This is a genomic window from Pseudomonas sp. LFM046 (genome assembly GCF_000949385.2).
Lineage (GTDB): Bacteria > Pseudomonadota > Gammaproteobacteria > Pseudomonadales > Pseudomonadaceae > Metapseudomonas.
The window spans coordinates 4,951,239-4,967,025 of the sequence record NZ_JYKO02000001.1; the positions used below are offsets into that span (position 1 = coordinate 4,951,239).

Consider the following 15,787-nt stretch of genomic DNA (forward strand, 5'->3'; position numbering starts at 1 on the left):
CCCGCCTAACATCGCGTAACAAAGCCGGGTTTAAAGGTAACGAAAACCCGGCTTTTTTTTGCCCGCCGCTTGACCCAGTACCCTCGCAACCCCTTGATTTACAAGGAATCGCAAAAGTTGGCACGACATCTGCTTTATCTGGCGCACAACAACAATAACAACTGCTGAACCCCACAATAAAAACAAGACGTATCGACTCCAGCACAACAAAAACAAGACAGCGGAGGCGCAGCTAACTGATTCTTTTGGAGAGGAGTTGCCCTTGGGGCTTGCCCCACAGCCAGGCAGAGAACAACAAAAACTGCTTCCAAAGCAGCGCCAGTACTGGTTGGGTCACGGAATGATCAAGGCACCATCAGCGTCCAAAGCAATCCGTTTGCTATTACCCCTCGAATGGAGGGCATTTCCAGAGGCAAAAAGCTTGCTGGAGCGGGTCGAACAACAAAAACACCAAGCCCGGAACAATAAAAACAAAGCACGCACCAATTTGGGGGGGAGCTTCGGCTCCCCCAGTAGCTTTGACACCTGTCAGACCTTTCCTTCAACATCCCCCCTCCCAGTGCTAGAATCCGCGGCCATCGTGCGCCCATATCCCTTTCTGGCCGTCCATCCCGCAAAACAGTGCATCCCATGCTGAAGAAGCTGTTCCAGTCTTTCCGCTCTCCCCTTCGCCGCGCCCAACATCCGCGCAGCACTCCCGAAGTACTGGGCAACAATCAGCATTCGCTGCACCGTTCGGACATCAGCCGCAACGCCGTCATGGTGGTCGAGCGCCTGCAGAAGGCCGGTTACCAGGCGTACCTGGTGGGCGGCTGCGTCCGCGACCTGCTGCTGAACCTGCGCCCCAAGGATTTCGACGTTGCCACCAACGCCACTCCGGAGCAGGTGCGTGCCGAATTCCGTAACGCCCGGGTGATCGGCCGCCGCTTCAAGCTGGCCCATGTGCAGTTCGGCCGGGAGATCATCGAAGTCGCCACGTTCCGCGCCAGCCACCCGCAGGGGGAGGACGAGGAAGACAGCAACCAGGCATCGCGCAACGAAAGCGGCCGCATCCTGCGCGACAACGTCTACGGCAGCCTGGAAGACGACGCCCAGCGCCGCGACTTCACCATCAACGCGCTGTACTACGACCCCACCTCCGAACGCATCCTCGATTACGCCCACGGCGTGCACGACATCCGTAACCGTCTGGTGCGGCTGATCGGCATTCCTGAGCAGCGTTACCAGGAAGACCCGGTACGCATGCTGCGGGCCGCGCGTTTCGCCGCCAAGCTGGACTTCGAGATCGAGAAGCACAGCGCCGCGCCCATTCGCCGGCTGGCCCCCATGCTGCGCGAGATTCCTTCCGCACGCCTGTTCGACGAAGTGCTCAAGCTGTTCCTCGGTGGCAAGGCCGAGCGCACCTTCGAACTGCTGGTGGAATACGACCTCTACGCCCCGCTGTTCCCGGCCAGCGCAGCGGCCCTGGAACGCGACCCCGAATACACCGGGCGCCTGATCCGCCAGGCCCTGATCAATACCGACGACCGTATCCGCCAAGGCAAGCCCGTCACCCCCGCATTCCTCTTCGCCGCCCTGCTCTGGCCGGCACTGCCTGCCCGTGCGGCACAGTTGCAGGAACGCGGCATGCCGCCGATCCCGGCAATGCAGGAAGCCGCCCACGGCCTGATCATGGAACAGGTCCAGCGCACCGCCATCCCCAAGCGTTTCAGCATCCCGATCCGCGAGATCTGGGACATGCAGGAACGCCTGCCACGCCGCAACGGCAAGCGTGCCGACCTGCTGCTGGAGAATCCGCGTTTCCGCGCCGGCTACGACTTCCTCCTGCTGCGCGAAAGCGCTGGCGAGAAGACCGATGGGCTTGGCAACTGGTGGACCGACTACCAGGACGCCAGCGACAGCCAGCGACGCAACATGATCCGTGAGCTCAGCGCCAAGGACGACCAACCGGCAGGCCAGCGCCGCCGTCGCGGTGGCAGCCGCCGCCGTCGTGGTCCCCGCAGCGAAGGCTCCCCCAGCACGTCGGGCGATTGATCATGGAGCGCGTGTACATCGGTCTGGGCAGCAACCTCGCCGAGCCAGTGGCCCAATTGCGCGGCGCCCTCGCGGCGCTGGGCGAACTGCCGCAGACCCGCCTGGCGGCGGTTTCCTCGCTCTACGCCAGCGATCCCCTGGGCCCGCCGGACCAGCCCCGTTACGTCAACGCTGTCGCCGCCCTGGACACCCAGCTGGCGCCGCTGCAACTGCTCGACGCCCTGCAAGCCATCGAATTGGCGCAGGGCCGCGTGCGCAAGGACGAACGCTGGGGGCCGCGCACCCTCGACTTGGATATCCTGCTGTTCGGACAGCACCGCATCGATGAGCCGCGCCTCCAGGTCCCGCACTACCACATGCACGCTCGCGCCTTTGTGCTCTACCCCCTGGCGGAGATCGCCAGCGACCTGCAACTGCCCGACGGGCGCCTGCTGCAGGTCCTGCTGGAAGCCTGCCCATTCGAGGGGTTGGAGCGCCTTCCCGACTTGGCGGTAACGCAGTAACAAGTCGGTAACACCTGCAATTGACTTCATGCCCCCCCATCGGGACTATAAGCGTCCCGTTGCCCCGCGCCGGTAAAAAACCGGTGCCGATGAGGACGTTTTCATGCCTGATGTGACCCTGACCACCCTGCAAGAGCTCAAGCTGAAAGGCGAGAAGATCGCCATGCTGACGGCCTACGACGCCACTTTCGCCCAGGCTGCCTGCCAGGCCGGTGTGGATGTGCTGCTGGTGGGCGACTCCCTTGGCATGGTCCTGCAAGGCCATGACAGCACCCTGCCGGTCAGCATGGCCGACATGGCCTATCACACTGCCGCCGTGAAGCGTGGCAACCAGGGCGCATTGATCATCAGCGACCTGCCCTTCATGGCCTACGCCAATCTCGAGCAGACCTTCGCCAACTGTGCCGCCCTGATGCAGGCCGGCGCCCACATGGTGAAGCTGGAAGGCGCGGCCTGGCTGGCCGAGCCCATCCGCCTGCTGGCCGAGCGCGGCGTACCGGTCTGCGCCCACCTGGGCCTGACCCCGCAAGCCGTGAACATCCTGGGCGGCTACAAGGTCCAGGGCCGCCAGGAAGCCCAGGCCCGCCAGCTGCGCGCCGACGCCATGGCCCTCGAACAGGCCGGTGCCGCCATGCTGCTGCTGGAATGCGTTCCCAGTGAACTGGCTGCCGAAATCACCCAATCGGTGAAGATCCCGGTCATCGGCATTGGTGCCGGCAGCGCTACCGACGGCCAGGTACTGGTCCTGCACGACATGCTGGGCATGTCCCTCACCGGCCGTGCGCCCAAGTTCGTGAAAAACTTCATGGAAGGCCAGAGCAGCATCCAGGCGGCCCTCGCTGCCTACGTCAATGCCGTCAAGGACGTCTCCTTCCCCGCAGCTGAACACGGGTTCTCCGCATGATCACCGTCAAGACCGTCCGCGAACTCCGCGCCGCTGTCGCCCGCGCACGCAGCGAGGGCAAGCGCATCGGCTTCGTGCCCACCATGGGCAACCTCCATGCCGGCCACGTCGCCCTGGTGGAGAAGGCCAGCCAGCGCGCCGACTTCGTGGTCGCCAGCATCTTCGTCAACCCGCTGCAGTTCGGGCCCAATGAAGACCTGGCCAAGTACCCGCGCACCCTGGTGGCTGACCAGGAGAAGCTGGTGGCCGCCGGCTGCCACCTCCTGTTCCACCCTGATGTGGAAGAAATGTACCCGGACGGTATGGAAGGCCAGACCCGCGTCAATGTGCCCGTGGTCTCAGATGGCCTTTGCGGCGGCAGCCGCCCCGGTCACTTCGAAGGCGTCGCCACTGTGGTCAGCAAGCTGTTCAACATGGTCCAGCCCGACCTCGCGATCTTCGGCGAGAAGGATTTCCAGCAGCTGGCGGTGATCCGCAAGCTCGTGCGCGACCTGAACATGCCCATCCAGATCATCGGCGAGCCCACCGTGCGTGCCGCCGACGGCCTGGCACTGTCTTCGCGCAACGGTTATCTGGACGACGCCCAGCGCGCCAACGCCCCGGCTCTCCATCGCACCCTGCAGCAACTGGCCGCCGCCATCCGCCAGGGCCGCAAGGACTTCGATGCGCTGGAACAGGAAGGCCAGGCCGAACTGGCCAAGGCCGGTTTCCGGCCCGACTACCTGGAAGTCCGTGAAGCGTTGAATCTGCGCCGCGCCAACGCCGGTGACCAGCACCTGGTGATACTGGGTGCCGCCTTCATGGGTAACACCCGCCTGATCGACAACCTTGCCTTCAACCTCGAAGAGCAAGCCTGACCGCCACCGGCCTCAGCCTTGAACCCCCACGGGGGTTCGGGCAAACTCTGCCGCCGCCTGCGACCTGACGAGGAAATGCCATGCACGCCATCATGCTCAAGGCCAAACTGCACCGCGCCGAAGTCACCCACGCCGTGCTCGATTACGAAGGCTCCTGCGCCATCGATGGTGACTGGCTGGACCTTTCCGGCATCCGTGAATACGAGCAGATCCAGATCTACAACGTCGACAACGGCGAGCGCTTCACCACCTACGCTATCCGTGCCGAGAACGGCTCGCGGATGATCTCCGTGAACGGCGCAGCGGCGCACAAGGCCAAGGTGGGCGACCGCGTAATCATCTGCGCCTACGCTCACTACAGCGAAGCGGAACTGGCCAATTTCAAACCGCGTATGCTGTACATGGCTCCGGGCAACGAACTCAGCCACACCAGCAACGCGATTCCGGTTCAGGTCGCCTGACACCGGACAGCAGAATGACCCGAAGCCCGGACTATTCCGGGCTTTTTCATAAGTCGCACACAGGTACGCCATGGATCACCACCTGACGCCGCTCGATGTCACCCAACTGCCCAGCTGGAACGCCCTGCACCAGCACCGCCAGGACCTTGCCGGCTTCAGCCTGCGCCAGGCCTTCGCTGACGATGCCGAGCGCTTCAAGCACTTCAGCCACAGCGCTTGCGGTCTGCTGCTGGACTTCTCGAAGAACCTGATCCGCGCCGACACCCTGGCCCTGCTGGTCAAGCTGGCCGAGGAAGCGCACCTGGGCGATGCCATCAAGGCCATGTTCCGTGGCGATGTGATCAACGCATCCGAGCAACGCCCGGTGCTGCACACCGCCCTGCGCCGACCCATCGGCGACAAGGTGAAGGTGGACGGCAAGGACGTGATGCCCGAAGTGCACCGCGTGCTGCACCAGATGACCGAGCTGGTGGGCTCCGTGCACAACGGCCTGTGGCGCGGCTACACCGAGAAGCCCATCACGGACGTGGTGAACATCGGTATCGGCGGCTCGTTCCTCGGCCCGCAGCTGGTTTCCGAAGCCCTGCTGCCCTTCGCCCAGAAGGGCGTGCGCTGCCATTACCTGGCCAACATCGACGGCAGCGAGTTCCGCGAACTGGCGTGCCGCCTGAATGCCGAGACCACCCTCTTCATCGTTTCCTCGAAGTCCTTCGGCACTCTGGAAACCCTGAAGAACGCTCAGGCCGCCCGTGCCTGGTACCTGGCCCAGGGCGGTAGCGAGGAAGAGCTGTACCGGCACTTCATCGCCGTTTCCAGCAACAAGGAAGCGGCCGTCGCCTTCGGTATCCGCGAAGAAAACATCTTCCCCATGTGGGACTGGGTGGGCGGCCGCTACTCGCTGTGGTCCGCCATCGGCCTGCCGATCGCCATGTCCATCGGCATCTCAAACTTCAAGGAACTGCTGTCCGGCGCCTACAGCATGGACCAGCACTTCCAGAGCACACCGTTCGATCGCAACATCCCGGTGATCCTCGGCCTGCTCGGCGTCTGGTACGGGGACTTCTGGGGCGCCCGCAGCCACGCGATCCTGCCCTACGACTACTACCTGCGTAACTTCACCGACCACCTCCAGCAGCTGGACATGGAATCCAACGGCAAGAGCGTGCGCCAGGACGGCACCCCGGTCAGCGCCGGCACCGGTCCGGTGATCTGGGGGGGCGTCGGCTGCAACGGCCAGCACGCCTACCACCAGTTGCTGCACCAGGGCACCCAGCTGATCCCGGCGGACTTCATCGTCCCGGTGTCCAGCTACAACCCGGTGGCCGACCACCACCAGTGGCTGTTCGCCAACTGCCTGTCCCAGAGCCAGGCCCTGATGCTCGGCAAATCCCGCGCCGAGGCCGAGGCCGAACTGCGCGCCAAGGGCCTGCCGGAAGATGAAGTACAGCGCCTGGCGCCCCACAAGGTGGTGCCTGGCAACCGCCCGAGCAACACCCTGGTGATGGAGCGCATCAGCCCCCGTCGCCTGGGCGCGCTGATCGCCATGTACGAGCACAAGGTCTACGTGCAGAGCGTGCTCTGGGGCATCAACGCCTTCGACCAGTGGGGCGTGGAACTGGGCAAGGAACTCGGCAAGGCCGTCTATTCGCGCCTGACCGGTCAGGACGAAGCCCAGGCCGAAGACGGTTCCACCCAGGGCCTGATCGACTTCTTCCGCGGGCGGCACCGCGGCTGATCGCGCCTGCCGAACCTGTAGGGGCGGATTCGTTCGCCCCTACAGCCATCCCCCCATTGCGTTATCGGCAAAACCGCTGCCGATACTCGCTCGGCGTCACCCCCAGGGCCTGAACGAAGGCCCGTCGCAAGTTGTACTCGCTGCCGAACCCCGTCTTCTCCGCCGTACGCTTGAGCGAAACCGCCCCAGCTTCCAGCAGCCGACACGCCTCTTCCAGCCGCAGTTGGAACAGCAGCCTGGCCGGCGTCACCCCCAGCTCCGCCTGACAATGCCGGTGCAGGGTGCGCGGGGAAACCGCCATCCGCGCCGCCATCGCCTCGACATCCAGCGCCTCGTGCAGATGGCCGCGTAGCCACTGCGCCAGCCGTTCCAGCACACCGCCAGCAGGTGCCTGCTGGGCCAACAGTTCGGCACTGAACTGCCGCTGCCCACCGGGACGACGCAAGTACATCACCAGCCCCTTGGCCACCTGCAATGACAGCGCCCGGCCATGGTCCTCCTCCACCAGGCTCAGGCAGAGGTCCATGCCTGCGGTCACTCCGGCGGAACTGTAGAAGCGCCCATCGCGGACGAAGAGTGCGTCCTCCAGCACCTGCAGGCTTGGGAACAGCCGTTGCAGCAGAGCGGCGTACTTCCAGTGGGTCACCACGGGCCGCCCGTCCAGCACACCGGCCTGGGCCAACAGGAAGGCGCCGGTGCACACCGAGCCGCAACGCGCCGCATGGGCGGCCGCTTCCTTCAGCCAACGCGCCAGCACACCCTGCCCCATGGCCTGCTGCACCCCGTAGCCGCCGGCCACCAGCAGGGTGCATCCGGCCAGGCTGGCGGGGTCCGGCAGCGTCTCGGTCAGCAGCTCCAGGCCGGCGCTGGAACGCACCAGGCCGCCACCGGGCGAGACGCTCTGCAGTACATAGGTGCAAGCCGTCGGCGGCAGGTGCTCCCCTACTGCGGCGAACACTTCGGCCGGACCTGTGGCATCCAGCAACTGGAAACCGGGAAACACCAGCAGCACAACGCGATGAGGGGAAGCCATGAGGGCGTACTCGAAACCAGGATTGGCAGATATTCACTGATAGCTGTCATTCCTGACATTCGCCTGCGCGCCAGACTGGTGGCCCCACGTCCCGGAGAACATGCCATGGGCCAACTCCTGCTGATCCTGCTACTTGTCCCGCTGCTCACCCAGGCAGTAGCCGCCGAGAAGATCCAGCCCTACCAGCCGCGCTTCGGTCGGGAACGGCCCGTGGTGGCCGTGGTGGGCGAGAACCGCATGACTGAACTGGTGGACTTCCTGGTGCCCTTCGGCCTGCTTGGCCGTTCTGGTGTAGCCGAGGTGATCGCCCTCTCCACCCGCGAAGGCCCCCTGCAGTTGATGCCGGCCCTCAAGGTTCGCGCCCAGGCCACCATCGCCGCGTTCGAGCAACGTTATCCACAGGGGGCGGATTATCTGATCGTCCCCGCCGTGCACCACAGCGACGATCCGGCCCTGACCGGTTTCGTCGCCGCCCAGGCAGCCAGGGGCGCCACGGTGGTCGGCATCTGCGATGGCGTGCTGGTCCTGGGCCACGCCGGCCTGCTCCACGGCCGTCGCGCCACCGGCCACTGGTACTCGAAGGAACAGCGCGAAGCGGACTTCCCCGACGCCCACTGGCAGGTGGATACCCGCTACGTGGTGGACGGCAGCGTGGTGACCAGCTCCGGCGTCAGCGCCGCCCTGCCGGTATCCCTCGCCCTGGTGGAAGCCATTGCCGGTCCGGCGAGGGCCGCCGCCCTGGGCCGCGAGATCGGCCTCGGCGACTGGTCGTCCGAGCACAACAGCCGCACCTTCACCTTCGGCCCTGGCGGCTACTTCACCGCCGCGACCAACTACCTCGCCTTCTGGCGCCACGAGACCCTGGCCCTCCCGCTCGAACCGGGTCTGGACGAAGCCGCCCTGGCCCTGCGCGCCGATGCCTGGGCCCGCAGCTTCCGCACTGAGGTGTTGGCCACGGCAAGCGGACCGGTGAAAAGCCGCCAGGGGCTGGAGTTTCTGCCGGACGCGACGAGCCCCGAAGTCCCTCCCCTGCCGGGGAACACCGTGCCGGCAGGCGTGACACTGGACGAGGCCCTGAACGGCATCAGCGCCCGCTATGGCGCAGCCACCGCGGCCTTTGTCGCCACCCAGTTGGAGTACCAGCGGCGCTGAACGATCCGGCTCTCCCGAGGCTCAAAACTCTACGGTCAACCCTTGAACGAACGGGCGGCTTGGATGCACCCTTGTCGCCATCTCGGCTACACAACAACAAGGACCCGCCATGTACGAGATCTGCCTTCACCCCGTGCCGGATGCCGTGCGCAAGCGCGCTCTGATCGACAACGATGCCTACCTGCGCCTGTACCAACAGTCCGTCGAGCAGCCCGAGCTGTTCTGGAGCGAGCAGGCCACCAGTTTCCTCACCTGGTTCAAGCCTTGGGACCAGGTGCACCACAGCGACCTGAAGAAGGGCGAAGCCGAGTGGTTCAAGGGCGGCAAGCTGAACGTCGCCTACAACTGCATCGACCGCCACCTGGAGCAGCGTGGCGAACAAGTCGCGATCATCTGGGAAGGCGACAATCCCAGCGAATCCGCCAACATCACCTACCGCGAGCTGCACAGCCACGTGACCCGCCTGGCCAACGTGCTGAAGAACCGTGGCGTGAAGAAGGGCGACCGGGTCTGCATCTATATGCCGATGATCCCGGAGGCGGCCTACGCCATGCTGGCCTGCGCGCGCATCGGCGCGGTGCACTCGGTGGTGTTCGGCGGCTTCTCCCCCGACGCCCTGCGCGACCGCATCCTCGACTCTGACTGCCGCACCGTGATCACCGCCGACGAGGGCGTGCGTGGCGGCAAGTACGTTCCGCTCAAGCAGAACGTCGACAAGGCCCTGAAGGACTGCCCGAACGTGTCGTCGGTAGTGGTCGTCCAGCGCACCGAGGGCACCATCGACTGGGTCGAAGGTCGCGACCTCTGGTACCACGAAGCCCTCCACGGTGTCAGCGAAGACTGCCCGCCAGAATGGATGGACGCCGAAGACCCGCTGTTCATCCTCTACACCTCCGGCTCTACCGGCAAACCCAAGGGCGTGCTGCACACCACAGGCGGTTACCTGCTGTGTGCGGCCATGACCCAGAAGTACGTGTTCGATTACCACGACGGTGACATCTACTGGTGCACCGCGGACGTGGGCTGGGTCACCGGCCACAGCTACATCGTCTACGGTCCGCTGGCCAACGCCGCCACCACCCTGATGTTCGAAGGCGTGCCCAACTACCCGGACGCCTCGCGCTTCTGGCAGGTGATCGACAAGCACCAGGTGAACATCTTCTACACCGCCCCCACCGCCATCCGCGCCCTGATGCGCGAAGGCGAGGCCCCGGTGAAGAAGACCTCCCGCGCCAGCCTGCGACTGCTCGGCAGCGTCGGCGAGCCGATCAACCCGGAAGCCTGGGAGTGGTACTACCACGTGGTGGGCGATTGCCGCTGCCCCATCGTCGACACCTGGTGGCAGACCGAAACTGGCAGCATCCTCATCACCCCGCTGCCCGGCGCCACTCCCCTCAAGCCCGGCTCCGCTACCCGTCCCTTCTTCGGCGTGCAGCCGGCGTTGCTGGATGAAAAGGGCAAGGAAATCGAAGGGGCGGGCTCAGGCGTCCTGGCGATCAAGGCCAGCTGGCCAAGCCAGATCCGCAGCGTCTATGGCGACCACAAGCGGATGATCGACACCTACTTCGCCGCCTACCCCGGCTATTACTTCACCGGTGACGGCGCCCGCCGCGACGAGGACGGCTACTACTGGATCACCGGTCGCGTCGACGACGTGATCAACGTCTCCGGCCACCGCATCGGCACCGCCGAAGTAGAGAGCGCCCTGGTGCTCCACGACTCCGTGGCCGAAGCGGCCGTGGTCGGCTATCCCCATGACGTGAAGGGCCAGGGCATCTATGCCTTCGTTACCCCGATGAAGGGCCTGGAACCCTCGGAGGAGCTGAAGAAGGAACTGCTGGCCCTGGTCAGCAAGGAGATCGGCAGCTTCGCCAAACCCGAGCTGATCCAGTGGGCCCCGGGCTTGCCCAAGACCCGTTCGGGCAAGATCATGCGCCGCATCCTGCGCAAGATCGCCTGCAACGAACTGGAAAACCTGGGCGACACCTCGACCCTGGCCGACCCGTCCGTGGTGCAGAGCCTGATCGACAAACGCCTCAACCAGTAAGGCCCGCCAAGGCACCAGCCCGTCCCGCGGGCTGGTGCCCTTCGCCCGGAAGCACTCCTCCTCCATGGAATTCATTCGCCGCCGTATCGAACGCCAGATCATCGGCCTCACGGGTCTGGCCCTCGGCCAACTCGACTTCGAGAATCCCAAGGGCGACCCCGGCCTGTTCGGCCCGGACTCGGTGACCTGGAAGGTCCACGGCGACTTCACCTCGATGATGATTGGCGGCATCAGCGCCCTGCTGCTGCAAATGCTCCATCCCCTGGCCCTGGCCGGCGTCTGGGACCACTCCAACTTCCGCGCGGACATGCTCGGCCGCCTGCGCCGCACCGGCCAGTTCATCTCCGGCACCACCTACGGCACCCGCAAGGACGCCGACTGGCTGATCGACAAGGTGCGCAGCATCCACCAGCAGGTGGTCGGCACTGCGCCTGATGGCCGCCCCTACGCCGCCAGCGACCCGGCCCTGCTCACCTGGGTGCACGTGGCCGAAGTCAGCTGCTTCCTCAAGGCCCACCTGCGCTACCTCAATCCGCACCTTTCAGGGGAGGACCAGGACCGTTACTACGCCGAGATCGCCCTGGTGGCCGAACGCCTCGGGGCGCGCGATGTGCCGAAATCGCGCCAGGCGGTGGCGGACTACCTGGAGGCCATGCGCCCGCAACTGCTCTGCGACGAACGCAGCCTGGAAGTGGTGCGCGTCCTCCTCGCGGCGCCGGCGCCCAGCGCCCTGGCCAAGCCCTTCGGCCTGCTGATGATGCAGGCCGGCATCGACCTGATGCCGGAGTGGGCCAGCGCCATGCTCGGCCTCCACCAGCGCCCTTGGCAGCGACGCGTGGTGCGCGACCTGGTCTGGCGCGTGGCGCCGCTGCTGCGCTGGGCCATGCGCAACGGTGCGGTGCATCGTGCACGCCGCCGCATGGGGCTGTCGCCACGCTGAGCACGGCATCTGGCCGCGCGGCGCGGGACTGCGGGCTTTGCTAAACTGCGCGCCCCTTTTTGCGAGACGCCGCGCATGTCCTCCGCTCTCCTCCAGGCGCTGCGCGCCGCCCTCGATGCCCGTCAGCCGCTGCTGGCCGAACTCCACACCCAGGGCACCGACTGCTATCGACTGTTCCACGGCAGCCAGGAGGGCGCGTCCGGCCTGACCGTCGACCGCTACGGCCCTCAGCTCATGGTGCAGAGTTTCCATCAGACCCTGGAGCGTGAACCCCTCCTTGCCCTGGCCGCCAGCGTGGAAGAATTCCTCGGCGACAAGCTGCTGCTGGTCTACAACGACCGCTCCCAGGGCAACTCCCGCGTCGACCGCCGCGATGCGGTCTATCAGGCCGAGCCTGCCGCCCTCGAAGACCTGGTCGGCCACGAGTGGGGGCTGAATTACCGGGTACGAGGCCGCCATCCGGGGCAGGACCCGCTGCTGTTCCTCGACCTGCGCAACACCCGCGGCTGGGTGAAGGCCAACAGCGCTGGCAAGTCGGTGCTCAACCTCTTCGCCTACACCTGCGGCGTCGGCCTGTGCGCGGCGGCGGGGGGTGCCCGCGAGGTGTGGAACCTGGACTTCGCCGAGGGCAACCTGGCGGTCGGCCGCGAGAACGCTGCACTGAATCCGGACCTCGCACCCATGCACTTCGTGCAGTCCGACTACTTCCCGGCCATCCGCCAACTGGCCGGCCTGCCCATCGCCCGCCGTCACGGCCAGAAGCTGCCCAGCTACCCGCGCCTGGAACAGCGCCAGTTCGATCTGGTGTTCCTCGACCCGCCGGCCTGGGCCAAGAGCGCATTCGGCACGGTGGACCTGCTGCGCGACTACCAGAGCCTGCTCAAGCCCGCCCTGATGGCTACGGCCGAAGGCGGCGTGCTGGTGTGCAACAACAACCTGGCCAAGGTGGAGCTGGAGGACTGGCGCGAGCAGGTGCTGCGCTGCGCCAGCAAGCTGGGCCGGCCAGTGCGCGATTGCCAGCAACTGGTGCCGGCCGCCGACTTCCCCTCCATGGATGCTCGGCCGCCCCTCAAGACGCTGATCCTGCAGCTCTGAAAGCCGTTCAGTAACGAGAGCCAGCCATCAGGCGGAACCACGAGGCCGTGCCATAATCCAAGGCAAATTTGCCGGGATAGTTGACGCCTCATGTACAAAGGATTGAAGCGGGCCGTTTGTGCCCTACTGATCGTCGTTGCCCTCTACAGCCTCCTCGGCTTTCTGATCATCCCCGGAATCGCCCTGCGGGTGGCCAACCAGCAACTGGCCCAGTACGCCACGGTGCCCGCGCGCCTGGAGCGTATCCAGCTCAACCCCTTCAGCTTGGAGCTGACCCTCTGGGGCCTGCATATCGGTGACGACAAGGCCGAGCAGGCAGGCTTCGAGCGGCTCTATGCCAACCTGCAATGGGACAGCCTCTGGTCCGGTGCCCTGCACCTGGCGGACGTGGAGCTGGACCGATCCACCACCGAGGTGCTGTTCGCCAAGGACGGCACGTTCAACCTGACCCAACTGTTCAAGCTGCCACCCAGCGAACCCAAGCCCGAAGAGCCTGCCGGCGAGCCCTTTCCCGTCCGGGTCGATCGCATCGAGCTGACCGAGGGAGGCATTCACTTCCAGGACCTGCGCCCCAGCGAGCCAATCGAGTTCGTCTACGACTCCCTCAACCTGGAACTGCACCACCTCAGCACCCTGCCCGACGACAATGCCGAGATGTCCCTGGTGGCCACCGGCCCGAATGGCGGGCGCGTCGACTGGCAGGGCCAGATCAGCGTGGTGCCCTTCACCTCCAGCGGCCAGCTGAAGATCACCGACGGCAAGATGAAAGCCTTCTGGCCCTATGTGCGTGACGCCGTGCCCCTGGTGCTGGAACAGGGCGTGATGAGTCTTTCCACGGACTACACACTCAGCCTGGCCAACGGCACCCACCTGAACCTGGACAAGATCTGGATCAAGGTCGCGCCCTTCGCCATCAAGGCGCCGGACAATCGCCCACTGGTCAATCTGGAGCTGCTGGAAGTCAGCGACACCTCCCTCGACCTGGCCAAGCAGGAAGTGGTGGTGGGCAAGATCCACAGCCAGAACCTGGAAACCTGGGCCGCCCGCGAAGCCGATGGCCAGCTGGACTGGCAGAAGCTCTTTGCCAGCGAACCCAAGCCCGCCGCCCAGGCGGAGGCAAAGCCCGCTGCCGAGCAGGCCGATACCCAGGCCGGATCCGCCAAACCCTGGGTCGTGAAGCTGAAGGACACCCAGCTGCGCGGCTACAAGGTCCACCTGGCCGACCGGGTGCCCAAGGAGCCGGTACAGCTCGAACTGGGCCCGCTGAACCTGGACCTCAAGGACTTCGACAGCCGTGGCGAGTCCCCCTTCGGCCTCAGCCTCGACACCGGCCTCGGCAAACAAGGCAAGGTGCAGGCGGTGGGCCAGGTCCAGCTCAAGCCCACCACCGCGCAGCTCCAGGTACAAACCCGCGATATCGACCTGCGGGTGGCGCAGGCCTACATCAGCCCCTTCGTGCGCCTGGAACTGCGCAGCGGCATGCTCGACAGTGACCTCAACGTCGACCTCAAGAGCACCGAACCCCTGGCCCTGGGCATTACCGGCCGCGCCCTGGTCAACCAGATGCACACCCTGGACACGATCAAGGAGCGCGACTTCGTCAAATGGCAGCAACTGCTGATCGACGGCCTCAACTACCAGCACGGGGACAGCCTGAACATCGAGAAGGTGAGCCTGAACCAGCCCTATGCGCGCTTCATCATCAACGAGGACCTGACCACCAACGCCAGCGACCTGGTGATCAAGCAGGCCGCAGCCGACGCTCCGGCTGCCGCCAATGCCCAGCCGGCCGCGAACGGCAGCGCCGAACCCGCCGGCAAGCCTCTGGGCATCCGCATCGGTGGCATCGAGATCAAGGACGGCTCGGCCAACTTCGCCGACTTCAGCCTGACGCCGAACTTCGCCACCGCCATCCAGCAGCTTAACGGCGAGATCGGCACCCTGGACAACCGCAATCCCAAACCGGCCAAAGTGGCGGTGAACGGCAAGGTGGATCGGTACGCACCGGTGACCATCAAGGGCAGCCTCAATCCCTTCAATCCGCTCGATAGCCTGGACATCGCCACCAGCTTCAAGCGCGTCGAACTGACCACCCTGACGCCCTACTCCGGCAAGTTCGCCGGCTACCGCATCCGCAAGGGCCGCCTGAACCTGGACCTGCACTACCAGATCGAAAAAGGCCAGCTGAAGGCGGATAACCACCTGGTGCTGGAACAACTGCAACTTGGCGAGCAGGTCTCCAGCCCCGACGCGGTGGACCTGCCGGTACGCCTGGCGGTGGCCCTGCTCAAGGACACCGAGGGCAAGATCGATATCCAGCTGCCGGTGGCCGGCAACCTGAACGATCCCACGTTCAGCGTCGCCCCCATCGTCTGGCAGACCCTGCGCAACCTGGTGCTGCGCGCGGTGCAGGCGCCTTTCAACTTCGTCGCCGGCCTGGTGGGCGGCAGCGCCGAAGACCTGGGCCAGGTGCCCTTCCCGGCCGGCAGCAGCGAACTGGATGCCGAGGCGCAGAAGTCCCTGGATACCCTGGCCGACGCCCTCAAGAAACGTCCGGGCCTGCGCCTGGAGGTGGAAGGGGCCAGCGCCAAGTCTGCCGACGGCCCGCCGCTGGCCGAACAGCGCCTGGAGCGGGAATTCCAGAGCACGTACTTCAAGATCGCCCAGCGCCGGGGCGACAAAGTGCCGGCCGAAGCCAGTCAGATCGAGGTTCCGGACGACGAGAAAGCGCCTATGCTGGAAGGCATCTACCGCTCCCGCCTGAAGCAGCAGCCGCCGGCGGAATGGACGGAGCTGGATAGCGAACAGCGCGCCGCCAAGCTGCGGGAAGCCGTGCTGGCGTCCTGGGCCCAGAGCGACCTGCTGCTGCGCCAGCTGGGCCAGGCCCGCGCCGCCAGCATCAAGGACTATCTGGTGGACCGCGGCGGCCTCGCCGATGACCGCATCTTCCTGCTGGACGTCAGCATGGTGGAGCCCAACCAGGCTGGAGAGGTGATCACACCGCTGCACCTGGACAGCGAGTAGGA

The 15,787-nt window shown here is 65.6% G+C and carries 12 protein-coding genes; 11 read left to right on the forward strand and 1 reads right to left on the reverse strand.

All coding sequences use genetic code 11. The features are described from left to right. Positions 1 to 630: 630 nt before the first annotated feature. From TQ98_RS22850 to pgi, 6 genes are all read left to right on the forward strand, one after another. A complete protein-coding gene (locus TQ98_RS22850) occupies positions 631 to 2,034 on the forward strand; it encodes a polynucleotide adenylyltransferase PcnB (RefSeq protein WP_044874093.1) in 1,404 nt (467 codons plus the stop codon). 2 nt (positions 2,035 to 2,036) lie between these two features. Beyond that, the gene (gene folK, locus TQ98_RS22855; protein WP_177410193.1) at positions 2,037 to 2,537 is read left to right on the forward strand and encodes a 2-amino-4-hydroxy-6-hydroxymethyldihydropteridine diphosphokinase; all 501 of its coding nucleotides are present in this window, start codon (positions 2,037 to 2,039) and stop codon (positions 2,535 to 2,537) included. Positions 2,538 to 2,640: 103 nt separating this feature from the next. Beyond that, a complete protein-coding gene (gene panB, locus TQ98_RS22860; RefSeq protein WP_044874092.1) occupies positions 2,641 to 3,441 on the forward strand; it encodes a 3-methyl-2-oxobutanoate hydroxymethyltransferase in 801 nt (266 codons plus the stop codon). Then, the gene (gene panC, locus TQ98_RS22865; RefSeq protein WP_044874091.1) at positions 3,438 to 4,298 is read left to right on the forward strand and encodes a pantoate--beta-alanine ligase; all 861 of its coding nucleotides are present in this window, start codon (positions 3,438 to 3,440) and stop codon (positions 4,296 to 4,298) included. The genes panB and panC overlap by 4 nt, the downstream gene beginning before the upstream one ends. Positions 4,299 to 4,378: 80 nt before the next feature. After that, positions 4,379 to 4,759, forward strand: a complete 381-nt coding sequence (gene panD, locus TQ98_RS22870; RefSeq protein ID WP_016494751.1) for an aspartate 1-decarboxylase — start codon at positions 4,379 to 4,381, stop codon at positions 4,757 to 4,759. A gap of 70 nt (positions 4,760 to 4,829) precedes the next feature. Next, a complete protein-coding gene (pgi, locus tag TQ98_RS22875) occupies positions 4,830 to 6,494 on the forward strand; it encodes a glucose-6-phosphate isomerase (protein WP_103103058.1) in 1,665 nt (554 codons plus the stop codon). Between the two features lie 61 nt (positions 6,495 to 6,555). Here pgi and TQ98_RS22880 read toward each other — a convergent pair whose 3' ends face one another. Next, positions 6,556 to 7,527 (reverse strand): helix-turn-helix domain-containing protein, encoded by a 972-nt coding sequence (locus TQ98_RS22880; RefSeq protein ID WP_103103059.1) that lies wholly within the window; start codon positions 7,525 to 7,527, stop codon positions 6,556 to 6,558. A 105-nt stretch (positions 7,528 to 7,632) separates the two neighbouring features. On the opposite strand from TQ98_RS22880, the gene TQ98_RS22885 reads away from it, so the two are divergent. The 5 genes from TQ98_RS22885 to TQ98_RS22905 all read left to right on the forward strand — a co-directional run bounded on the left by TQ98_RS22885 (position 7,633) and on the right by TQ98_RS22905 (position 15,785). Continuing rightward, the gene (locus tag TQ98_RS22885; protein WP_044874088.1) at positions 7,633 to 8,679 is read left to right on the forward strand and encodes a DJ-1/PfpI family protein; all 1,047 of its coding nucleotides are present in this window, start codon (positions 7,633 to 7,635) and stop codon (positions 8,677 to 8,679) included. A 109-nt stretch (positions 8,680 to 8,788) separates the two neighbouring features. Next, on the forward strand, positions 8,789 to 10,726 hold the full coding sequence (acs, locus tag TQ98_RS22890; protein WP_103103060.1) for an acetate--CoA ligase: 1,938 nt from the start codon (positions 8,789 to 8,791) through the stop codon (positions 10,724 to 10,726). A 64-nt stretch (positions 10,727 to 10,790) separates the two neighbouring features. Further along, positions 10,791 to 11,666: an oxygenase MpaB family protein gene (locus TQ98_RS22895; protein ID WP_044874085.1), complete on the forward strand. Its 876-nt coding sequence runs from the start codon at positions 10,791 to 10,793 to the stop codon at positions 11,664 to 11,666. 75 nt (positions 11,667 to 11,741) lie between these two features. Further along, complete coding sequence (locus tag TQ98_RS22900) at positions 11,742 to 12,761, forward strand: class I SAM-dependent methyltransferase (RefSeq protein ID WP_044874084.1); 1,020 nt, start codon at positions 11,742 to 11,744, stop codon at positions 12,759 to 12,761. Between the two features lie 90 nt (positions 12,762 to 12,851). After that, positions 12,852 to 15,785 (forward strand): DUF748 domain-containing protein, encoded by a 2,934-nt coding sequence (locus TQ98_RS22905; RefSeq protein ID WP_044874083.1) that lies wholly within the window; start codon positions 12,852 to 12,854, stop codon positions 15,783 to 15,785. Positions 15,786 to 15,787: the final 2 nt, after the last annotated feature.

What these genes read in the sequence shown, in the direction of transcription:
- TQ98_RS22850 (WP_044874093.1), top strand. Translation starts at nt 631, where the DNA reads ATGCTGAAGAAGCTGTTCCAGTCTTTCCGCTCTCCCCTTCGCCGCGCC.
- folK (WP_177410193.1), top strand. Translation starts at nt 2,037, where the DNA reads ATGGAGCGCGTGTACATCGGTCTGGGCAGCAACCTCGCCGAGCCAGTG.
- panB (WP_044874092.1), top strand. Translation starts at nt 2,641, where the DNA reads ATGCCTGATGTGACCCTGACCACCCTGCAAGAGCTCAAGCTGAAAGGC.
- panC (WP_044874091.1), top strand. Translation starts at nt 3,438, where the DNA reads ATGATCACCGTCAAGACCGTCCGCGAACTCCGCGCCGCTGTCGCCCGC.
- panD (WP_016494751.1), top strand. Translation starts at nt 4,379, where the DNA reads ATGCACGCCATCATGCTCAAGGCCAAACTGCACCGCGCCGAAGTCACC.
- pgi (WP_103103058.1), top strand. Translation starts at nt 4,830, where the DNA reads ATGGATCACCACCTGACGCCGCTCGATGTCACCCAACTGCCCAGCTGG.
- TQ98_RS22880 (WP_103103059.1), bottom strand. Translation starts at nt 7,527, where the DNA reads ATGGCTTCCCCTCATCGCGTTGTGCTGCTGGTGTTTCCCGGTTTCCAG.
- TQ98_RS22885 (WP_044874088.1), top strand. Translation starts at nt 7,633, where the DNA reads ATGGGCCAACTCCTGCTGATCCTGCTACTTGTCCCGCTGCTCACCCAG.
- acs (WP_103103060.1), top strand. Translation starts at nt 8,789, where the DNA reads ATGTACGAGATCTGCCTTCACCCCGTGCCGGATGCCGTGCGCAAGCGC.
- TQ98_RS22895 (WP_044874085.1), top strand. Translation starts at nt 10,791, where the DNA reads ATGGAATTCATTCGCCGCCGTATCGAACGCCAGATCATCGGCCTCACG.
- TQ98_RS22900 (WP_044874084.1), top strand. Translation starts at nt 11,742, where the DNA reads ATGTCCTCCGCTCTCCTCCAGGCGCTGCGCGCCGCCCTCGATGCCCGT.
- TQ98_RS22905 (WP_044874083.1), top strand. Translation starts at nt 12,852, where the DNA reads ATGTACAAAGGATTGAAGCGGGCCGTTTGTGCCCTACTGATCGTCGTT.